This is a genomic window from Labilibaculum manganireducens (genome assembly GCF_963665805.2).
GTDB lineage: Bacteria > Bacteroidota > Bacteroidia > Bacteroidales > Marinifilaceae > Labilibaculum > Labilibaculum manganireducens.
In genome coordinates, this window is sequence record NZ_CAXXEE010000003.1 from 83,587 (window position 1) to 106,087 (window position 22,501).

At 37.4% G+C, this 22,501-nt stretch carries 16 protein-coding genes, 2 tRNA genes and 3 rRNA genes; 15 read left to right on the plus strand and 6 right to left on the minus strand.

Annotation, left to right across the window (positions count from 1 at the left end):
• Position 1 precedes the first annotated feature (1 nt).
• The 6 genes from ACHZAX_RS00390 to ACHZAX_RS00415 form a co-directional block, all read right to left on the minus strand.
• Positions 2–1,405 carry a carboxypeptidase-like regulatory domain-containing protein gene (locus tag ACHZAX_RS00390; RefSeq protein ID WP_320017636.1) on the minus strand — a complete coding sequence of 468 codons (1,404 nt, stop codon included), beginning with the start codon at positions 1,403–1,405 and terminating at the stop codon, positions 2–4.
• 78 nt (positions 1,406–1,483) lie between these two features.
• Positions 1,484–1,645 carry a hypothetical protein gene (locus ACHZAX_RS00395; protein ID WP_320017637.1) on the minus strand — a complete coding sequence of 54 codons (162 nt, stop codon included), beginning with the start codon at positions 1,643–1,645 and terminating at the stop codon, positions 1,484–1,486.
• A 347-nt stretch (positions 1,646–1,992) separates the two neighbouring features.
• Complete coding sequence (locus ACHZAX_RS00400; RefSeq protein WP_320017638.1) at positions 1,993–3,369, minus strand: carboxypeptidase-like regulatory domain-containing protein; 1,377 nt, start codon at positions 3,367–3,369, stop codon at positions 1,993–1,995.
• A 106-nt stretch (positions 3,370–3,475) separates the two neighbouring features.
• Positions 3,476–3,619 carry a hypothetical protein gene (locus tag ACHZAX_RS00405; protein WP_320017639.1) on the minus strand — a complete coding sequence of 48 codons (144 nt, stop codon included), beginning with the start codon at positions 3,617–3,619 and terminating at the stop codon, positions 3,476–3,478.
• A 141-nt stretch (positions 3,620–3,760) separates the two neighbouring features.
• Positions 3,761–3,901 (minus strand): hypothetical protein, encoded by a 141-nt coding sequence (locus ACHZAX_RS00410; RefSeq protein WP_320017640.1) that lies wholly within the window; start codon positions 3,899–3,901, stop codon positions 3,761–3,763.
• Between the two features lie 312 nt (positions 3,902–4,213).
• Entirely contained in the window at positions 4,214–4,459 is a 246-nt protein-coding gene (locus ACHZAX_RS00415) for an HTH domain-containing protein (protein ID WP_101309902.1), read from the minus strand.
• A gap of 581 nt (positions 4,460–5,040) precedes the next feature.
• Between ACHZAX_RS00415 and sufB the strand changes: the two genes are divergently transcribed.
• From sufB to ACHZAX_RS00490, 15 genes are all read left to right on the plus strand, one after another.
• Entirely contained in the window at positions 5,041–6,492 is a 1,452-nt protein-coding gene (gene sufB, locus ACHZAX_RS00420) for a Fe-S cluster assembly protein SufB (RefSeq protein WP_320017641.1), read from the plus strand.
• Positions 6,493–6,545: 53 nt separating this feature from the next.
• Positions 6,546–7,298: a Fe-S cluster assembly ATPase SufC gene (sufC, locus tag ACHZAX_RS00425; RefSeq protein WP_101309900.1), complete on the plus strand. Its 753-nt coding sequence runs from the start codon at positions 6,546–6,548 to the stop codon at positions 7,296–7,298.
• 63 nt (positions 7,299–7,361) lie between these two features.
• Positions 7,362–8,723 (plus strand): Fe-S cluster assembly protein SufD, encoded by a 1,362-nt coding sequence (gene sufD / locus ACHZAX_RS00430; RefSeq protein ID WP_320017642.1) that lies wholly within the window; start codon positions 7,362–7,364, stop codon positions 8,721–8,723.
• 43 nt (positions 8,724–8,766) lie between these two features.
• Positions 8,767–9,993 carry a cysteine desulfurase gene (locus ACHZAX_RS00435; RefSeq protein ID WP_320017643.1) on the plus strand — a complete coding sequence of 409 codons (1,227 nt, stop codon included), beginning with the start codon at positions 8,767–8,769 and terminating at the stop codon, positions 9,991–9,993.
• Positions 9,994–10,127: 134 nt separating this feature from the next.
• On the plus strand, positions 10,128–10,550 hold the full coding sequence (locus tag ACHZAX_RS00440; RefSeq protein WP_101309897.1) for a SufE family protein: 423 nt from the start codon (positions 10,128–10,130) through the stop codon (positions 10,548–10,550).
• A gap of 10 nt (positions 10,551–10,560) precedes the next feature.
• A complete protein-coding gene (locus tag ACHZAX_RS00445; RefSeq protein ID WP_101309896.1) occupies positions 10,561–10,872 on the plus strand; it encodes a metal-sulfur cluster assembly factor in 312 nt (103 codons plus the stop codon).
• 618 nt (positions 10,873–11,490) lie between these two features.
• Entirely contained in the window at positions 11,491–12,432 is a 942-nt protein-coding gene (queG, locus tag ACHZAX_RS00450; protein WP_320017644.1) for a tRNA epoxyqueuosine(34) reductase QueG, read from the plus strand.
• A 162-nt stretch (positions 12,433–12,594) separates the two neighbouring features.
• A complete protein-coding gene (locus ACHZAX_RS00455) occupies positions 12,595–13,446 on the plus strand; it encodes an alpha/beta hydrolase (protein ID WP_320017645.1) in 852 nt (283 codons plus the stop codon).
• A 3-nt stretch (positions 13,447–13,449) separates the two neighbouring features.
• Positions 13,450–14,439, plus strand: coding sequence for a GSCFA domain-containing protein (locus ACHZAX_RS00460; RefSeq protein ID WP_320017646.1), 990 nt, complete (start codon positions 13,450–13,452; stop codon positions 14,437–14,439).
• A 617-nt stretch (positions 14,440–15,056) separates the two neighbouring features.
• Positions 15,057–16,576 (plus strand): 16S ribosomal RNA (locus ACHZAX_RS00465).
• 146 nt (positions 16,577–16,722) lie between these two features.
• Positions 16,723–16,796: transfer RNA gene (locus ACHZAX_RS00470), tRNA-Ile, on the plus strand.
• A gap of 107 nt (positions 16,797–16,903) precedes the next feature.
• Positions 16,904–16,977: transfer RNA gene (locus tag ACHZAX_RS00475), tRNA-Ala, on the plus strand.
• Positions 16,978–17,097: 120 nt separating this feature from the next.
• Positions 17,098–19,974 (plus strand): 23S ribosomal RNA (locus tag ACHZAX_RS00480).
• A gap of 106 nt (positions 19,975–20,080) precedes the next feature.
• Positions 20,081–20,192 (plus strand): 5S ribosomal RNA (gene rrf, locus ACHZAX_RS00485).
• The 16S, 23S and 5S rRNA genes sit together here with 2 tRNA genes alongside, the layout of an rRNA operon.
• Before the next feature lie 183 nt (positions 20,193–20,375).
• A complete protein-coding gene (locus ACHZAX_RS00490; protein ID WP_320017647.1) occupies positions 20,376–22,358 on the plus strand; it encodes a putative porin in 1,983 nt (660 codons plus the stop codon).
• Positions 22,359–22,501: the final 143 nt, after the last annotated feature.

The following is a 22,501-nucleotide window of genomic DNA, read 5'->3' on the forward strand; positions in this document are numbered from 1 at the left end:
ATTATTTGTCTGAAAGTTTTTTTATTAGGTTATCTTTTAACAATTGCTCTTCTTGTGTTGGTAGTAAGGAGAAATAATTTTTCCAAAATTTTTCATTGTAAGGCAGTTTTTCATACTGGTCTCCTTTCCAGTTAAGAGTGCTTAGCTGTTTACGAATAGAATCCGGATTGTTAATGATTTCAGTATTTGATAATTCTTGAATTAAACGCCTCCTGCGTGTAAGATCGCTGTTGTAATCGAATCTGTTTGAATATAAATAGCTTAAATATAATTTCTTGTTGGATTCTTTAAATTTAACTTTGAAATGGAAATAATATTTTGATTTTCCTTTAGAGTATTTGTAGTTTGGGTTGTTAATATAGCCATAATCTAAATCTAAAAATGCATAGTCACTAATGCGGATATATGCAATACCAATAGGAATAAGGCTCCTTTCTTGATATTTTATGTTGGGATATCTTTTATTTGGTAGAATTTTTATTTTATAAACGGGATCATTATTAAACATCAAAATAGTATCTAACTTAAACTGATGTTCCTTAATAAAAGACTCGGTTATAACAGGTCTTCCATTTTTAAAATGAGGATTGATTGGTAGTGATTTTTTACGGTTTCCTTTTTTAATGCCGCGAATCATATTCGTGGCAATGTAAAATTTTGAAAATAAGGCCTTGCTGTGATCCAAATCTTGAAGTAAATATTGCTGAATTAAAGGATCTTTGTATGAGGAATTTGATGTTATTCGGGGATCTCCAGCATGTTTTTTTTTCTTTCTGGCATATAGGTATTGATGTAGAAGTTTTTTATAATCTATATTTCTATTATCAAGACTTGATTGCAATTCGTCAATGTTGAATTTGCAGGTTTCAATGTCATTGTTTATCCCAGGGTCATAAATGCTTACGGCTGCTTCTAACAGTCGATTAATTGATGTGTCGAGTTGATGACTTTGTCGAAAATAATATTTACCAATATGAGGCGAATCGTCCAGTAGATGAGGGAGTTCGGCAATGGCATTTGCAAATATCTGTTTGGCATCTTTCAGAATTTCTTGTTTGCCAACAATCACTTCTTGTAGTTGATAGGATTGTTTTTTTAAGGTAAGATGAATTTCTTGTTTTTTCTTTTCTTGATCAAATAAAGAATCGATCGGAAAAATTTTGGTTTGATATCCAATACAGGATATCTGAATATTTTTTAATTCATTTGTGCTGGTATATTTAATTTCAAAATATCCATCAGCGTTTGTGATAGTTCCTAATAATCCAGGCATAATTTTAATGGAAGCATAAGGAATTGCCTGATGTTGAGAATCTTCAAGTCTGCAGTTTAATTTTGTTTGGGCTAAAGTACTAAAAGTGTAAGCAATACTTGTTACTAGGAGGGCAAGAATAAATTTATACATTTTTTTACTTTAAAAGATGAATTTAGCCTGCTGAAGATTTACTTCAACAGGCTTCTTTTTATTGGATTTTAAATGCCACTATTTTGAATAGTCACACCCTGCAGCTACAGCTTTATTGTACATTCTTGTTTTACCTGAACCATTACCATCCTCTGCATAGCCCAAAAATCTTCTTTTGTACCTTTCACAAGCACCTCCACCATTTACTTTTTCCATTTGTTTTAATTCTAACTTTTTCATTTATACAAAATTTTAAGTGTTAATAATAAAAATAACTTTAATTTTGCCCGTATCTCCTCGAACGAGATTTTAGGACTTGAGTTTTATTGTGCGCATATTGATAAGCTCGAGAACCAAGTTATGAAAACTCACTGCCACTATTTGGCAGTGAGCTTATTTTTATTAAGTCTAATTGAATAGGTGGGAATGTGCTGTGTTTGTTGCTGTTATTGTAATTGCAACAATTTACACAATAGGAAGGTGATTGGGTCATTCTAAATAAGCGAAAAATTGAATATCATTTTTCATTATTAATTGCGTTAAATAAACAGGATGAGAATTAGTTGAATAAAAATGCTTTTTTAGTGTTAAAGCTTTTTTAATTCCAAAGCTTCTCGAAGTGTTTTTTGCTCTTTAGTTTCTACCATGTTAGAATATTTATTCCAGAATTCTATATTATAGGGTCGTGGCGTAAATAGATTATTATTCCAAGGTTCCTCTAAGCTTTTAGTTATGATGGTATTGTCGATTATAATCTCGTTAAAGATGACTTCTTGTGTTTCGTAGTAATAATCTTCAGGATTTACTTTAGAACCATCGAATGTATTGGTCATTACTCTATACAAATTGTTGGATTTTGGTGCTTTAAAGATGATGTGTTTAGGGTACATTTTGCCATCTATCTCAATAAATTTTATATGAAAAGAGGATGCTATTTTTGATCTATGCAGATGTGTGAAAATTTGTCCTTTTTTACTGTTTATGAGTGTGTATTCTAACTCAATAATGGCATAGTCCTTTGCCCTAATGTATATCCACCCAACAGGTAAGCAGTAGGTGCCGAAATGTCCATTTAGTTTTGCAGGAGGTAATTTCGGAGTGATTTTAATTTTATATATCTCATCTGCGTTATAGGCTAAAACGCTATCTATTTTAAAATTGTGTTTTTTTAGTAAGCTTTTATCGAAAATAGCATCCTTTTGTTTGTAGTATCGAATTACATTTAAATTTCCTGTGAATAAACGACTAGGACTACTTAATCTACTATCTTGAAACCGGATGGAATTTTCAATTTCTGTAGAGTCTTCTTTACTTATATGTTTTTTTCGTGTAGTTGCTTTTTTATGAGAGAGCTTTCTAAAATCCCATAAGTAAAATCCATAAATATTAGCAGAGTCTAAACTTCGGTTATCAATGCTTCTCTTAATTTCTTTAATATTTAACTTTATCTCTTTTGAAGGTTTATTGAAGCCAGGGTCGTAGATTTCAATTGCTGCATCGACCAGCCATTTGTATTCTGTAGGTGTTTTTTCTGTGTGTCGAAGAAATGCTTTTCCAATGAAGGGATTTGAAGGGAAATTTTGATAGTAATTGTTAAAAGCATTTTGTACGATCTCATTTGCGTTAGTCGCTTTTACTCTTATTGTAATTTCATCTAAGTTTATAATATCGGTTTCAAGAATAATCTCATATTCCTTTGAGTTTTGAATCGTATTGATTAGAATTTCCTTTGTTTTATAACCTATCGAGGAGAATACCAGAGTGCTTTCTTGGTATTCATATGGAATATTAATATTAAAATCCCCATCAAGATTGGTAATAACCCCAATGGCAGTATTCTTTATCACAACATTTGCATAAGGGATTGGTTTTTTATCTACGTCTATTAGTTTTCTTTTTATGCTTATGGACGAGAAACAATAAAAAGGCAATAATAATAGAATTAAGCTTAGTGTTTTTTTCATAAAAGGATATGTTTTAATATTCTCTCAGAATGAAAATAATTGAATTGCTCTTTTGTATTTATGATCATTCTGAGAGCTATCATTGCTTATGTCAAGCCGATGTAAATTAACAGTTCTTAACGAATCGACCTCCTAGTCTAGAGGTTTCATCATCACCTCTTCTTTTCAATCTGGCGTACATTCTGGCACATCTGGCAGCTGAAGCACCACCATTTACTTTTTCCATTTGTTTTAACTCTAACTTTTTCATTTTATGAAAATTTAAATTTTATTTAATTATTTTGCGTTGACCTTATCTAATCGATAGGGACTTTAAGGTTAAATGAACAGTTTTGCCACAAATAAAGTTTTCTGAACGACCTCAAGGTTTTCAGCGATCTTTTTTTAATCATTAGCAGTTTTTACCGATTCTATTCAAAAGTCTTGTGTCTCCCATCCCTCTTCGAGCCCATCTTAAAACCATTCTATCACATCTAGCAGCTGAAGCACCACCATTTACTTTTTCCATTTGTTTCAAATCTAACTTTTTCATTTTGTCAAAATTTAAAGATTAATACTAAAAATAACTTTAATTTTGCCCCTTATCTCCTCGAACGAGATTTTGAGCCTTGAGTTTTATTGTGCGCATATTGATAAACTCGAGAACCAAGTTATGAAAGCTCACTGCCACTATTTGGCAGTGAGCTTATTTTTATTAAGTCTAATTGAATAGGTGGAAATGTGCTGTGTTTGTTGCTGTTGTTATGATTTTAGCAATTCGCACAATAGAAAGGTGATTGGGTCACTCTAAATAATGGGAAAATTGAACATCATATAATACAGATATTAGTACACCGAAAGAAATCTATTTATCCTTGCAGAGAAATTTTTGCAATTGTACTTCCTCTTTTTCGTTTGCATAACAATAGCTTTGTTTGCATCTGCTGTAAGTAATGGAGTGCCCCATATTCTTTAGGGAGGAGATGATTCGGTACAAACTGCGTTCCGAAATGTTTAATCGTTGGGCTAACTCTGTTGGCGTTCCAGTGCTTTCTTTTTCTGCATGTTCTTTAATGAACTCTGCTTTCTCTAAAATATTCAAATGTGTCATATGATTACTTTTTGGGCTGCTTGTGATTTACTCATTAGTTCCCGTCATGTTAAAAAGGTAACCCTATTATTTGTTAAATAATGTTAAGTTATTAATGGTGGACTTTGAGAATATTATGTAAGTGTAATGTTTTCAAACTGTTAGTTCTTAAATTGTGAGGTGGAATTTTTTGTTAGATATTATTTAATTCTGTTAAGCTGTTGTATTTATCATACTTTGGCGAAATCATTCAAAACGATTCATGAAACTGTTTAGAGTAATTCAAAATAGAAAATGTAGTATCAAAAAGCATTGGAAAATCTTCTTTTCGTAAATGTATCCTTTCTGTTTAAATTACGTTAATAAATAAAAGGACTTCGAGGTATTTTATTCGTTTCAAGTAAAAAGATATCTAAATACTTTATTATATTTGCATGAAATTCCATTGGGGCATGCAATTGTGAGTAAGCTGAACGATTTAAAATTTCTTACGCGATTTAAGGTCTGTACTCTTCCCCATTAATTTAAAATATTGAATTCTTTTAAGGAAATGCGACAGATCTCATGTGATTTTGAAGCTTTCTACCTGATACTTAAACAACATGGCAAAAGAAGAACAAGATAAAATATTAGATGAGGTAACGCAGAGCGATTATAAATATGGCTTTGTTACTGATATTGAAAATGATGATATAGGCAGAGGTCTTAGCGAGGATGTTATCCGCATGATATCGGCTAAAAAGAACGAGCCCGAATTTATGCTCGAATTTAGATTGAAAGCGTATCGTCATTGGCTGACTATGAAAATGCCGGAATGGGCATACTTAAAAATACCTGAAATTAATTATCAGGATATCATTTACTATTCAGCACCAAAACAAAAAGCGAAGTTGGAGAGTATGGATGATGTTGATCCTGAAATTCGCGCCACTTTCGATAAGCTGGGTATTCCTTTGGATGAACAAAAACTGTTGTCGAATGTTGCAGTTGATGTGGTGATGGATTCATCATCAGTGAAAACTACATTTAAGCAGGCTTTGGCCGAAAAAGGAGTTATTTTCTGTTCGTTTAGTGATGCCGTTCAGGAACATCCCGATTTAATTCAGAAATACATGGGAACAGTTGTTCCAATTCAGGACAACTTTTTTGCATCTCTTAACTCCGCAGTATTTTCCGATGGTTCTTTTGTATACATCCCGAAAGGAGTTCGTTGCCCAATGGAGCTTTCTACCTATTTCCGTATCAATGCGGAAAATACAGGGCAGTTCGAGCGTACATTAATTGTATGTGAAGATGATAGTTACGTGAGTTATCTGGAAGGATGTACGGCACCAATGCGTGATGAAAATCAGCTGCATGCGGCTATTGTTGAAATTATTGTGAAGGACAATGCAGAGGTGAAATATTCTACGGTTCAAAACTGGTATCCTGGTAACAAGGAGGGATTGGGCGGTATTTACAATTTTGTAACCAAACGGGGTATTTGCGAAGGTAAAAATTCGAAATTGATGTGGGCTCAGGTGGAGACCGGATCGGCAGTTACCTGGAAATACCCGTCTACCATATTAAAGGGTGATGGCTCGTCGAGTGAATTTTATTCGGTTGCGGTAACCAATAATCATCAGCAGGCTGATACCGGATCAAAAATGATTCACATTGGCAACAACACCAAAAGTACGATTATATCAAAAGGAATATCAGCAGGAAAAAGCAGCAACTCTTACCGGGGATTGGTTAAAGTAACCAAGAATTGTGAAGGAGCCCGTAACTTTTCTCAATGCGATTCATTACTTTTAGGAGACAAATGTGGAGCACATACATTCCCATATCTCGAAATAGGCAATAAATCGGCTAAAGTAGAACACGAAGCTACTACTTCTAAAATTGGTGAAGATCAAATTTTCTATTGCAATCAGCGTGGTATTTCTACCGAGGATGCCATTGGTTTAATTGTAAATGGATACGCAAAAGAGGTAATCAACAAAATGCCAATGGAATTTGCTGTAGAAGCTCAAAAGCTTTTGGCGATTAGTTTGGAAGGATCTGTAGGATAATAGATATATAATAAGTAGAACCCAACGCATAACTGCGACAAAATAGAAGTGAAATGTTAAGTATTAAAAATTTACACGTTTCCATTGATGGAAAAGAAATCTTAAAAGGAATTAATCTTGAGATTAAGCCGGGAGAAGTTCATGCTATTATGGGACCTAATGGTGCTGGTAAAAGTACTTTAGCTTCAGTATTGGCAGGAAGAGATTTGTATGAAGTAACCGAAGGTGAAATTATCTTTCAAGGGAAAAATTTGTTGGATATGGCACCTGAAGATCGTGCTAAAGAAGGAATTTTCCTGGGGTTTCAGTATCCGATAGAAATTCCAGGAGTTTCAACGGTTAATTTCATGAAAACCGCGGTTAACGAACATCGAAAGCACAAAGGCTTGGATCCATTAACAGCATCTGATTTCTTAAAGCTAATGCGCGATAAAAAAGCATTGGTCGAGATCGACTCGAAACTGACAAATCGTTCGGTAAACGAAGGATTTTCAGGCGGAGAGAAGAAAAAGAATGAGATTTTTCAAATGGCGATGCTTGAACCTAAATTGGCAGTTTTAGATGAGACCGATTCAGGATTGGATATTGATGCTCTTCGTATTGTTGCAAATGGGGTGAATAAATTAAAAACTGCTGAGAATTCAACAATTGTAATTACTCACTATCAACGTTTATTGGATTATATTATTCCTGATGTTGTTCATGTTTTGTTTGACGGCCGAATTGTAAAAACTGCCGGTAAAGAGCTTGCTCTTGAACTGGAAGAAAAAGGATACGACTGGATTAAAGAAGAAAACGGAAAATAGTAGAGGTGTTGGAAATTGGATTTATCTTATTTCTCATATCTATTATCTAATATCTAAAATAACATGGCCAACATAGATACAATAAATAAGGATTTCGCTGATCTGTTCGAACAAGGTAAGGAATTGCTTTCGAATGGTTCTTCTGATTGCATGAATAAGACTCGTGAAAAAGCCTTTGTTCAGTTTCAGGAATTAGGCGTACCTACTCGTGTCAACGAGAATTATAAATATACCAATCTAATACCAGCTTTCGATTATCCATACAATGTAAATCTTCGTTATATGGAAGTGGATGTTGACCTGAATGATATTTTTCAGTGCGATGTACCCGAGTTGGATACCAATATGGTATTGCTGACAAATGGTTGGTATTACGGAAATAATAAAGTGCTTACCGAATTACCCGAAGGAGTTATCGTTTGTGGAGTTCAGGAAGCAGCACAAAAATATCCTGATATTTTTAATGCTCACTACGGCAAATATGCCAAGCCCGAAGAGGATGGTATTGTAGCATTAAATACAGCCTTGGCAAAAGATGGTTTATTCATTTACGTGCCAAAAGGGGTTGTGATTGAAAAGCCGATTCAGGTGGTGAACCTTTTGCGTTCCGATCGCGATTTAATGGCAACTCAACGTAACTTATTTGTGATTGAGGAAAACGCGCAAGCCAAAATCATTGTTTGCGATCATACCTTAACACATCATAAATACCTAAGCAATTCAGTTACAGAAGTAAATGTGGCATCCAGTGCAGTGTTCGATTTGTATACCTTGCAAAATCAGCATTTGAATTCAGTAATATTGAATTCCATTTTTATTCGTCAGGATAAATATTCAAATGTGTTGACCAATACTATTTCTCTTTACGGAGGAACCATTCGTAACAATCATCACGTATTGTTGGATGGCGAGCATTGCGAAAACAATACATACGGAATGTATTTGATGGATAACAAGCAGCATGTCGATAATTTCACGTCGATAGATCATTCAAAACCGAATTGTTTAAGCAACGAGCATTTTAAAGGAGTAATGGATGGTGAGGCAACTGCAGCATTTGCAGGTCGAATATATGTTCGCCGCGATGCTCAAAAAACATTGGCCTATCAATCAAACAACAATTTATTATTGAGCGATGATGCTCAAATCAACACAAAACCACAGTTGATTATCGATGCCGACGATGTGAAGTGCAGTCATGGTGCTACAGTAGGTCAAATGGATGAGGATGCACTGTTTTATCTGCGCGCAAGAGGAATTGATGAGAAAGAAGCGCGTCAGATGCTGATGTTTGCTTTTGCTCACGAAATAATTGAAAAAATTAGAGTGGAGCCGCTTAAAGATCGAATTGATGCCTTGGTTGATACAAGATTAAGAGGTGAAATATCGAAATGCAATACTTGCGCACTTGCTTGTAAAAATTAGATTTAATTAATTCTGGTACTGTCGTACTTGATTCTCTTATAGAATGACAATAGATATCAATAAAATACGTAAAGATTTTCCCATTCTTGAGGAATTGATTCATGGTAAGCCTCTTGTTTACTTCGATAATGCCGCAACTACGCAAAAGCCTCGTCAGGTAGTTGATAAGTTGGTTGAGTACTATTACAAGTACAATTCGAATATTCACCGTGGCGTTCATTATTTGAGCAACAAATCCACCGATGGAAACGAGAATGCAAGAGTAATTGTGCAGAATTTTATCAATGCAAAACATTCGCACGAGGTGATTTTCACCAGCGGAGCCACCGAATCTGTAAATTTGGTTGCCAACTCGTTTGGCAATCGATTCATTTCCGAAGGCGACGAGGTGATCGTATCAGAATTGGAGCATCACTCCAATATCGTTCCCTGGCAATTAATTTGTGAAAGAAAAAAAGCGGTTTTAAAAGTATTGCCTTTTAACGATCATGGAGAATTGATGATTGAGAAATTGGACGAATTAATTACAAATCGTACTAAAATCGTTGCAGTAAATCACATCTCCAATTCATTAGGAACCATAAATCCTATTCGTAAAATAATTGAGATTGCGCATGCTAAAAATGTTCGTGTTTTAATCGATGCGGCTCAATCCATTCAACACAAAAAAATTGATGTTCAGGATTTGGATGTAGATTTTTTGGTTTTTTCAGGACATAAAATTTACGGACCTAACGGAATTGGTGTTCTGTATGGCAAAGAAGATTTGCTGAATGAAATGCCACCATGGAAAGGTGGAGGTGAAATGATTTCCGAAGTAACTTTCGAGAAAACTACTTATAACGAACTTCCTTATAAATTCGAAGCGGGAACGCCCAATTATATCGATGCCATTGGTTTAGGTGCTGCAATTGAGTATGTTGAGAATGTCGGAATTGAAAATATCGATTCTTACGAACAGGAATTGTTAAAATACGCAACCCAAAAATTGCTTTCAATTGATGGTTTACGAATTTATGGAACTGCTGCTGAAAAAACTTCAGTAATTTCTTTTCTGGTGGAGGGAATTCATTTCTACGATATGGGAATGCTTCTCGATCAAATGGGGATTGCAGTAAGGACTGGTACGCATTGTACCGAACCGGTAATGCAGCATTTCGGAATCGACGGTACTGTTCGTGCGTCATTTTCATTCTACAATACAAAGGAAGAAATTGATTCACTTTATAACGGAATTCTGAAAGTCTGCAAAATGTTTGCAGTAAAATAGTCCGTTGGTTCGATTTTCACAGATAGAAAATTATTGTAACTTTCGGCTGAAAAAAATATAAATTAGATACGTTCGCAGATTTGGAATAGGGGATTTTTTCTCATATCTAAAATCTCATATCTAAAATCAATAGTATGACAATAAACGAAATTCAGGAAGATATAATTGAAGAATTTGCAGGTTTTGAAGATTGGATGGACAAATACGCCTATCTAATTGAGTTGGGAACAGATCTTTCCGGTTTGGATGAAAAATATCAAACAGAATCGAATCTGATAAAGGGTTGTCAGTCTAAAGTTTGGTTCAATGCATCACTCGAAAATGGTGTTGTAAAGTTGGAGGCCGACAGCGATGCGATCATCGTAAAAGGAATTGCAGCTTTGTTGATTCGTGTTTTCAACAATCAAACTCCTGAAGATATTATGAATGCCGATTTAAAATTCATCGATGAAATCGGCTTAAAGCAGCATCTATCGCCCACTCGCTCTAATGGATTGGTTTCCATGGTGAAACAAATAAAAATGTATGGAATTGCTTTCAGTCACGTAAGCAAATAATCAGGAAAAGATGGGAAAAAAAGAAACAGAAGCAATAATCGTCGAGGTTTTAAAAACCATTTACGATCCCGAAATTCCAGTGAATATCTACGACCTGGGATTGATATATGAAATTGATATGTATGAGGAAGATGAGGTGAAAATCCTGATGACTCTTACAGCGCCAAATTGCCCGATGGCCGACCAAATTTTGGAAGAGGTAAATGAAAAAACTAAATCACTGCCGCAAATCGAAGATGTGACCGTTGTGTTAACCTTCGATCCGCCTTGGGACAAGGATATGATGACCGAAGAAGCAAAACTCGAATTGGGTTTTCTCTAAATATATCAAAGGGCTGTTTTTTTACAGTCCTTTTTTAGTTCCGGCTAATTTGGTTTCCGATTTTTGTTTTGGGCGTTTCCTTCGTTCCTCAGGTCGGGCTTTTCGTTTTTACTCCTCGCTCATTCTTCGCTGTGGGGTAACACTTCAATCCCTAGCGCAAAAGTTTTACTAATGCTGACTGGTTATTCTATTCAGAGATTAAAATTGATTTGCATGAAAAAAATAACGGAAAATGTTTTCGAAAATTAGAATTTGAGCGAGAGTTGTCAATAGAGCGTGCCACGTGCTGCTTAAGTTGGTTTAGAATACTGAAGAGCTTTCTATTGACTTGATTCTTTTGCTTACTTTTCTCATTTAAGGAGAAAAGTAAGAGCCGTCCGGCTTAAGGACAAAGCAATTGAAAAGATACAATGTTTAAATTTCAGAGAAATAAACAAATTTAAGAATGTTATGCTCTGACCATAACCAAGCAATCCATGTCAGGGTATGACTTGATTCTAAACCCAAAAGAATTATTTATTAAAATGAGCTTCTATATTAATTTGGTATTATTAGAAAATGCAACATGTTTATTCTACGTTTATCGTGAATTGTCGGTAACAATCTTAATTTAGCACAATGAATCTTACCCTCTCTGCCAAATCAAACCTCATAAAAGCCAAAGCTATCGAGCTTGGTTTGGATCTTTGTGGAATAGCAAAAGCAGATTTTCTGGAAGATGAGAAAGAGAATCTTCGATCTTGGCTGGATCAAAAATATCACGGAGAGATGTTGTATATGGCCAATAATATTGAGAAACGATTAGATCCTCGTTTATTGGTTGAAAATACCAAGTCAATTGTTGTTGTTGGTCTGAACTACTTTCCAAAGGAGCTGCAGCAAGATTCCGAAGCACCTGTTATTGCAAAATATGCGTACGGAAAAGATTATCACTTCGTATTAAAGGATCGATTAAACCAGCTTTTGGAATATATCAACACAGAATTTGGTGAAGTTTCGGGTCGCGCATTTGTCGATTCCGCTCCAATATTAGAGCATGCTTGGGCAAAAAAAGCAGGTCTTGGCTGGATTGGAAAAAACTCATTATTACTCAATCGTAAAATAGGATCATTTCTTTTCCTGGGCGAATTGCTGATTGATATGGAGTTGGAGTATGAGGAAGAAAAATATCAGGATTTTTGCGGAGGATGCAGTAAATGTATTCGTGCTTGTCCTACCGGAGCAATTACAGAACCCTATGTGGTGAATGGCAGCAAGTGCATTTCCTATTTCACCATTGAACTCAAAGGTGAAATTCCCGAAGAAATGAAGGGTAAATTCAAAAATCGTGTATTTGGTTGTGATATTTGTCAGGATGTTTGTCCTTGGAATCGAATGGTAAAATCCAATTCAGTTCCTGAATTTCAACCTAATTCTGATCTACTTTCTTTGTCAAAGGCAGAATGGGAGCACATGGATGCTCATAAATTTGGAGAGATATTCAAAAACTCTGCAGTAAAACGAACAAAATTCAAAGGATTAAAACGCAATCTCGATTTTCTTCATAAAGAGTGCGAATAGCTTATATTGAATTGCTTCCTATAGGTTTTAGTAATGAACTTTTGTTTTCGCTTTTTTTATATATTTATACATTCAATAAGTCGTTTTCACTTTTATTTTGTTCTTCTCGGTAAAATTTGATGCTCTGCGCATGAATTTTATTCGTCGTTTATATCAAATTTGATGATACACAATATCTACAATCTAACTACAAATGACAATACGCGTTTGTTTTTTCAAGTTTGGCAACCTGCAATTCCACCCAAAGCAGTAATTTGTTTGGTTCATGGCATTGGTGAACATTCTTCCAGATATCACAATTGGGCTGAATTGTTCGTTGAAAAGAACATTGCTGTTTTGAGTTACGATCAGCGTGGGCATGGTTTGTCTGATGGAAAAAGAGGAGTCATTCAATCTTACGAAAAATTAATGGATGATATTGATTTCGCTCTGGAGGAGGCACGAAACCTTTTTGAAGATGTCCCTTGTTTTCTTTATGGTCACAGCATGGGAGGAGGTGAGGCCTTAAATCATATGATTTCGCGAAAATCGAATTATTTAGGAGTCATTTCTACTTCACCTTGGATTGTTACACAGGCAGCACCTCCTAAAATAGTAATGTCTTTTCTTAGGCTGCTGGCAAATTTAGTTCCTTTTTTTAGTGTAAAAACGAATTTTGATACTAAAATGTTATCTCATAATAAGGATGTATGCATTAAATATGATGAGGATGAATTGGTACATCATATGGTTTCATTCAGATTATTTGTCGATGCTTATGATGCCGGATACGGTATTTTGCAGAATCCGGATAAAGTAAAAAAGCCATTATTGTTACTGCATGGAAATGATGATCAGATTACAGACTCCAATGCAAGTAAAATTTTCTCAGATGGAGTTAAGGATTGTTGTACATTTATTCAGTACGATAAAGCTTATCATGAATTGCATAATGAATTCTGTCATCAAGAGGTTTTTACATATATTATAAATTGGCTGGACGCTCTGTTAGCGAATAATAAGCAAATTATTTAGAATATGACAATTTTTAGAACTGAGGTAAAGATTCCAGCATCGCGGGATAAGTTTGGTTACAATTCAAAAGCAATTATGCTGGGTTCTTGTTTTACCGAGAATATTGGTGAGCAACTCAGCAAATATAAATTTGATGTCAATATCAATCCGTTTGGAGTAATTTATAACCCAATCAGTGTTGGCAATAGTTTAAAAATACTAATCGAGAACAAAAAATTCTCCGAAGAAGACTTAAATTTCGTCAATGATATGTGGTTTAGTTTTTCTCATCACGGACGATTTTCAAATGCCGATGTGAATGAGTGTTTGGATGCAATCAATACTGAAATTAAAAAGTCATCATTAGATCTTGCAAATTCAGATGTTCTTTACATTACATTCGGAACTGCCTGGGTTTATGAATTGCTCGATACAGGAGCAATAGTTTCCAATTGCCATAAATTACCAGCAAAGGAATTCCATCGCTACCGACTGGATGTTGATGAAATTGTACAATTCTATAAAAAATTGATTGTCTCTTTAGCAATTTTCAATCCGGATTTAAAAATTGTTTTTACGGTGAGTCCAATTCGGCATTGGAAAGATGGAGCACATGGAAATCAGCTTAGTAAAGCTACTTTACTTTTGGCAATTGAGCAGTTGGTGGAGTTGTTTGAACAGGTGTCTTACTTTCCTTCTTATGAAATTGTTATGGATGAGTTAAGAGATTATCGATTTTACGGAGAGGACATGCTGCATATGAATACCACATCTGTCAATTATATTTGGACTCGTTTTGTTGATACATATATGGAGAATGAAACACTTGCCGTGATGAAACGGGTAGATAAAATTGTTTCGGCAGCCAGTCATCGTCCTTTTAATCCAGACACGGTCAGTCATCAGGAGTTTATTACCAGTACATTAAGTGATGTGCAGAAGTTAGAGAGTCAATATCCAAATATTGTCTTTGATAAAGAAAAATCACTTTTATTAAAAAATCTTCACCATTAGTCTGGACATTCTCATTTGAATTTTGTAATTTGTTTTTCCCCTTCGGATAAAAAAATAGCTTCTGATTATCAGGCAGCTATTTCTTTTTGTGAAAAAACTTCATAAAATGATTAGGAATTGGGAAAAATAATCATTTATCTTTGCACCGCTTTCAAAGGAAAGTGTCCGGTGTTTAGCGTGATTTGGGGAGTAATTTTTTTATCACAGGAACGGGCTTTATTTTTTTTGAAATTTTTTCACTTAGGGATTAGGATTTATTAAAATAAATGATTTATCTTTGCACCCGCTTTCAGAGCTAACGAGCTTTTGGATCACTAGGAAACTTGGGGATTACAGCGAAATTACCCTGAAAAAAAAAGTTGAAAAAAGATTTGCAGATTAGGAATTAAATTCTTTATCTTTGCACTCGCTTTCAGAGACAGAAACGACTGTCTTATTAGAGAATGAAATTTTAGAACAGGCTGCCTTTTTAAGGAAGGGGAAAACGGCCGGCAGAAGTTCTTTGAAAATATTGGAAACAAGAAGTTAGGTAAATACAGGGAATAATAACCTTGTCAATAAAGAATTACGATAACTATAAATACATCCAGGAGCAGAATTACAACAAAAGTTTTTATACAACGAAGAGTTTGATCCTGGCTCAGGATGAACGCTAGCGACAGGCCTAACACATGCAAGTCGAGGGGTATAGGCAGCTTGCTGTCTAGAGACCGGCGCACGGGTGAGTAACGCGTATGCAACCTGCCTTTTACCGGGGGATAGCCCAAAGAAATTTGGATTAATACCGCATAATATATTTAGATCGCATGGTTTGAATATTAAATCTACGGAGGTAAAAGATGGGCATGCGTAGCATTAGTTAGTTGGTGAGGTAACGGCTCACCAAGACGATGATGCTTAGGGGGTCTGAGAGGATAGTCCCCCACACTGGTACTGAGACACGGACCAGACTCCTACGGGAGGCAGCAGTGAGGAATATTGGTCAATGGGCGCAAGCCTGAACCAGCCATGTCGCGTGCAGGATGACGGCCCTATGGGTTGTAAACTGCTTTTTTACAGGAATAAACTTTGCTACGTGTAGTGAACTGAAGGTACTGTAAGAATAAGGATCGGCTAACTCCGTGCCAGCAGCCGCGGTAATACGGAGGATCCAAGCGTTATCCGGATTTATTGGGTTTAAAGGGTCCGTAGGCGGGCTTTTAAGTCAGTGGTGAAATCCCGGAGCTCAACTCCGGAACTGCCATTGATACTGAAGGCCTTGAATTTAGTTGAGGTGGGCGGAATACGTTATGTAGCGGTGAAATGCATAGATATAACGTAGAACACCGATTGCGAAGGCAGCTCACTAAGCTAACATTGACGCTGATGGACGAAAGCGTGGGGAGCGAACAGGATTAGATACCCTGGTAGTCCACGCCGTAAACGATGATTACTCGTTGTGCACAATACACCGTGCGTGACTGAGCGAAAGCATTAAGTAATCCACCTGGGGAGTACGTTCGCAAGAATGAAACTCAAAGGAATTGACGGGGGCCCGCACAAGCGGAGGAACATGTGGTTTAATTCGATGATACGCGAGGAACCTTACCTGGACTTAAATGTAGATTGACCGGCTTGGAAACAGGCTTTCTCTTCGGAGCAATTTACAAGGTGCTGCATGGTTGTCGTCAGCTCGTGCCGTGAGGTGTCGGGTTAAGTCCCATAACGAGCGCAACCCCTATCGTTAGTTGCTAACAGGTTAAGCTGAGGACTCTAGCGAGACTGCCACCGTAAGGTGAGAGGAAGGTGGGGATGACGTCAAATCAGCACGGCCCTTACGTCCAGGGCTACACACGTGTTACAATGGCCAGTACAAAGGGCAGCTACCAGGTGACTGGATGCTAATCTCAAAAGCTGGTCTCAGTTCGGATCGGAGTCTGCAACTCGACTCCGTGAAGTTGGATTCGCTAGTAATCGTAGATCAGCAACGCTACGGTGAATACGTTCCCGGGCCTTGTACACACCGCCCGTCAAGCCATGGAAGCCGAGGGGACCTGAAGTACGTAACCGCAAGGAGCGTCCTAGGGTAAAATTGGTAACTGGGGCTAAGTCGTAACAAGGTAGCCGTACCGGAAGGTGTGGCTGGAACACCTCCTTTCTGGAGCTTGGAAGTATTGTACTATAGGAATTTTGATTCGATAAGAGTTATAGTCTGTATTTCCTGACTGATTGTTTTCATAAATTTATTTATACCATAACCCATAGCGTTAGGGTGTTTTCACCGCTAAGCAGGTAGGTAGTAATAGTCCTGTAGCTCAGTTGGTTAGAGCACTACACTGATAATGTAGGGGTCCGCAGTTCAAATCTGCGCAGGACTACTATTAAGTTATGAATTAAGAATTAGGAATTATGAATTACGAAATTGAAAGAGGACGTAATTTGGAATTAAAGATTTTTAATTAGTAATAGAGTGAAACGATACTATGGGGGATTAGCTCAGTTGGCTAGAGCGCCTGCCTTGCACGCAGGAGGTCATCGGTTCGACTCCGATATTCTCCACACAAATACGATGGTGTATTTAAAGTTCTTTGACATATTGAAACAAAATTAAAGTAGAAGTAACTAAAGTAAAGAAACAGGGATGAATACCGGTAACGGGATTTATTTTTGTTAACACAATAAGAAGTAATTAAGAGCGTATGGCGGATGCCTTGGCTCTCAGAGGCGATGAAGGACGTGATAAGCTGCGATAAGTCATGGAGAGGTGCAAATAACCTTTGACCCGTGAATTTCCGAATGGGGCAACCCACCTGTTTTAACAGGTATCCAGCAATGGAAGCAAACCCGGAGAACTGAAACATCTAAGTACCCGGAGGAGAAGAAAACAAAAGTGATTCCCCCAGTAGTGGCGATCGAACGGGGATCAGCCCAAACCTGTATTGTTTCGGCAATGTAGGGGTTGTAGGACTGCAATACGAGAAGTGGCGTGAAGTGGAAGTGTTTGGAAAGACACACCGCAGGGGGTGATAGTCCCGTACACGTAAGCAAAACCAATCCAGCAGTATCCTGAGTAGCGCGGAACACGAGAAATTCTGTGTGAATCTGCCGGGACCATCCGGTAAGGCTAAATACTCCTGAGAGACCGATAGTGAACAAGTACCGTGAGGGAAAGGTGAAAAGCACCTCGAACAGAGGAGTGAAAAAGTACCTGAAACCATACGCTTACAAGCGGTCGGAGCACCTTTTGGTGTGACGGCGTGCCTTTTGCATAATGAGCCTACGAGTTACTCCTCACTAGCGAGATTAAGGGCTTCAGGTCCGTAGTCGAAGCGAAAGCGAGTCTGAATAGGGCGTAAAGTTAGTGGGGGTAGACGCGAAACTTGGTGATCTACCCATGGTCAGGCTGAAGCTCTGTTAATCCAGAGTGGAGGGCCCAACCCGTTGACGTTGAAAAGTCTTGGGATGAACTGTGGGTAGGGGTGAAAGGCCAATCAAACTGAGAAATAGCTCGTACTCCCCGAAATGCATTTAGGTGCAGCGTCAGAGTCGAGAGTTATAGAGGTAGAGCTACTGATTGGATGCGAGGGCTTCACCGCCTATCAAATCCAGACAAACTCCGAATGCTATAACTTATATCTGGCAGTGAGCCCGTGGGTGCTAAGGTCCACGGACGAGAGGGAAAGAACCCAGACCATCAGCTAAGGTCCCCAAATGTATGTTAAGTTGAACTAACGAGGTGAGATTGCATTGACAGCTAGGATGTTGGCTTGGAAGCAGCCATTCATTTAAAGAGTGCGTAACAGCTCACTAGTCGAGCGATCCTGCATGGATGATAATCGGGCATAAAACATACTACCGAAGCTATGGATTTAGAATTTATTCTAACTGGTAGGGGAGCATTCCAGCGGCGCAGAAGCAGTGTGGTAATGCATTGTGGAGCTTCTGGAAAAGCAAATGTAGGCATAAGTAACGATAATGCGGGTGAGAAACCCGCACGCCAATAGACTAAGGTTTCCTGATCAACGCTAATCGGATCAGGGTTAGTCGGGACCTAAGGGGCAGCCGAAAGGCGAACTCGATGGACAACGGGTTAATATTCCCGTACCGGCATTAACTGCGATGGGGTGACGAAGAGATGAAAGCACCGCGAACTGACGGAATAGTTCGTTGAAGACCGTACGTGATGATAGATGCAGGCAAATCCGCATCTTGAGCTGAAAGTCGATAGTACTGCAATGCTACGGCAGCGCAGATAGTGTGCCTAATTTTACTTCCAAGAAAAACCTCTAAGCATCAGGTTAAAGCTGCCCGTACCACAAACCGACACAGGTAGTCAAGTAGAGTATACTAAGGCGCTCGAGTGATTCATGGCTAAGGAACTCGGCAAAATAGTCCTGTAACTTCGGGAGAAAGGACGCTCTCAGCGATGAGAGCCGCAGTGAAATGGCCCAGGCGACTGTTTATCAAAAACACATGGCTTTGCAAAAACGAAAGTTGAAGTATAAGGCCTGACACCTGCCCGGTGCTGGAAGGTTAAGTGGAGATGTTATTTTCGGAGAAGCATTGAAATGAAGCCCCAGTAAACGGCGGCCGTAACTATAACGGTCCTAAGGTAGCGAAATTCCTTGTCGGGTAAGTTCCGACCTGCACGAATGGTGTAACGATCTGGGCACTGTCTCAGCCATGAGCTCGGTGAAATTGTAGTATCGGTGAAGATGCCGATTACCCGCAACGGGACGGAAAGACCCCGTGCACCTTTACTGCAGCTTCACATTGATTTTGGGTAAGTAATGTGTAGGATAGGACGGAGACTACGAAGCGGGTTCGCCAGGACTAGTGGAGTCAACCTTGAAATACGTCCCTTTGCTTATCTGGAGTCTAACGTCTGACGACGGACAGTGTGTGGTGGGTAGTTTGACTGGGGTGGTCGCCTCCAAAAGAGTAACGGAGGCTTCTAAAGGTACCCTCAACACGTTTGGTAATCGTGTGAAGAGTGCAATGGCACAAGGGTGCTTGACTGTGAGACATACAGGTCGATCAGGTACGAAAGTAGAGCATAGTGATCCGGTGGTTCCGCATGGAAGGGCCATCGCTCAAAGGATAAAAGGTACGCCGGGGATAACAGGCTGATCGCTCCCAAGAGCTCATATCGACGGAGCGGTTTGGCACCTCGATGTCGGCTCGTCACATCCTGGGGCTGGAGAAGGTCCCAAGGGTTGGGCTGTTCGCCCATTAAAGTGGCACGCGAGCTGGGTTCAGAACGTCGTGAGACAGTTCGGTCCCTATCTGTTGTGGGCGTTGGAAATTTGAGAGGATCTGACTCTAGTACGAGAGGACCGGGTTGGACGAACCTCTGGTGCATCTGTTGTGGCGCCAGCTGCATTGCAGAGTAGCTACGTTCGGAAGGGATAAGTGCTGAAAGCATCTAAGCACGAAGCCTACCTCAAGATGAGATTTCCTTTAAGGGTCGTTGGAGACTACGACGTTGATAGGTTGCAGGTGTAAAGGCGGTGACGTCAAAGCCGAGCAATACTAATTACCCTAAAACTTCTGAGTGGGGTGTTCATTTCTGAATTTTTTCGGAAGTTATTTTTACTTTGATTTTTTTGATATGTCTATGATATTATCTTGAGGGTGTAAGCCCAATATTAGATGAATGATTTTAGGTGTCTATTGCATCGGGGTTCCACCTCTTCCCATTCCGAACAGAGAAGTTAAGCCCGATAGCGCCGATGGTACTGCCTTTTTGGTGGGAGAGTAGGTCGACGCCAACTTTTAAAGAGTCTTGTTCCAATGAGGAATGAGACTCTTTTTTGTTATATGTGTAAATTTTTAGAAGCAGAATTTCAATACAGATCCTAAATATATTCTCCTCTTTAACTCTCTCTAAGGTTTTTTAACCTATATTTTGAATCAATCCATTCAACTTAATAACAGTTTGTTTATCTTTGTTGGCTATGAAACAATTCTTCCTATTAGTAACAATTTTAGTTTGTCTTTGTCTGAATTCTTATGCTCAGGTATATGATGGTGGTCCTGATAATCTTCAAAGAGGTAAATTGGGAAATAGAGATAAATTGGGAAAGGAAGGTAATGAACTTGACAGTTTAGGCTACAATAATGTAAAATCTGTTATAAAGAGTTGGAAACTTACTGATTTTGCTTCGAGAAATGAGTCAGTTGAATTGGATACAATTTTGGGCTTTCAACATAATTACAACCCAATATTTAAAAAGAGTATTTCCAATACTTATTTAGGCAATTTAGGTTCTCCATATTTATCAAATATTTATAGAGATCGTAATGTCAATGAACAGTTCCTACCATTTTTGCCTTATAGAAACTATATGCTTAAACCGGAAGATATCGTATTCTTTAATACAACCACACCTTTTACAAGTGTTTATTACGAAACTGGTGGCCCTAAGGGACGAGCGGAGAATTTATTGAGAGTGTTGCAAACACAGAATATTAATCCTAACTTGAATGTGGGTGTTAGTTATAACTTAATTTCGAGTGATGGGCAGTATCAAAATCAGAAAACAAAGTTGTATGATTTTAGCTTTTTCTCTTCTTATAAAAAAGAAAGGTACGGGTTGGATTTTGTTTTGAATCAAAATAGTCTGAATAACGAGGAGAACGGTGGATTGTCTGAAGATACTGACTTAACTGATAAAAGTGAGGATCCGGAAAATTTGAAAGTACGGCTTTATGATGCTAAAAGTAAATTGACCAATTTTAATTTTTTCATGAATCATTCCTACGGCATTGGTGAAGAAAGAGAAGTTATTCAGGAGAAGGATACAACTTATTCTTATCCTATAAATTTTATTTATAATTTTAAGTATGAATCAGATAGTTGGAGATATAAGGAAACAATAATCGACAATTCTTTTTATTCACATTATTATTATGATACTAAGGCGACATTTGATAAAGTTGAATATTCAAACATTAGAAATACGTTTCAGCTTGTATTTAATGAAAATAAAAACAAGTGGATTCGTTTGGGAGCTAGGTTTGGAATTATAAGCGATCTTGGAAAATACAACACCAGATTAGCGGTAAAGGAAATTTCCTTTCATCAAGCGGACACGAAAATTCATAACAATCAACTTTTTGCCAGTTTGTTTAGTTCAGCAGGTTCATCTTTAAACTGGAATGCAACCGGAAGGTATGTATTCGAAGGATATAAGCAAAATGATTTTGAGCTAAAATATGAATTAACAAAATGGATTGGAAAAAAAGATTCAATTCATCACGGGGTATCTGTTCTTGCTAAATTAAATTCTAAAACACCTGATTTTCTTCTTTCTAAGTACTATGGAAATAACCAGCAGTGGAATTTGAATTTGGATAAGATTACAGAATTAGAGCTTGGAATTGAATATTTTAATGAGAAAAGGAATTTAAAAATAGGTGGGCAAATTAACCAAATTGATAATTATACTTATTTTGGACTGGATACTATTCCAGAACAAACAAGCAAAGGAATTACGGTATTGACCGGATATTTAGAAAAAAGATTCAAGTTGGGAAACTTTTATCTAAACCAAAAGTTAGTTGGTCAAAAAGGATCTGAGGATAAAATTTTACCATTACCAACTTTTTCAATCTATAGTAATAATTATTATAAAAATACATTTTTTAAAGGCGCACTTGGGCTTCAAGTAGGATTTGCAGTGCATTACAATACTGCATTTTATGCCCCTAACTATATGCCATCAACAGGACAGTTCTTTTTGCAGAATCAGAAAGAAATTGGTGATTATCCTAAGGTTGATGTATACTTTAATTTTAGAATTAGACGTACTCGAATATTTGTTATGTATGAGCACATGAACGCGTCGATTGGCAGTAAAAATTATTTTGTTGCTCCACACTACCCTCTCAATCCAGCCATGTTAAAATATGGACTAATCTGGACTTTTTACAATTAAGGATTTATTATAAAAACCAAGAACTGGAATCAAATATTTCTAGGTTGGAAATCTGATTTTTTCTAATTTTTAATTAGGAAAGGAAAAAGTTATGTCTGGAATCAAATATTTAAAATTATTGATCCCCGTGATTTTCATGGTCT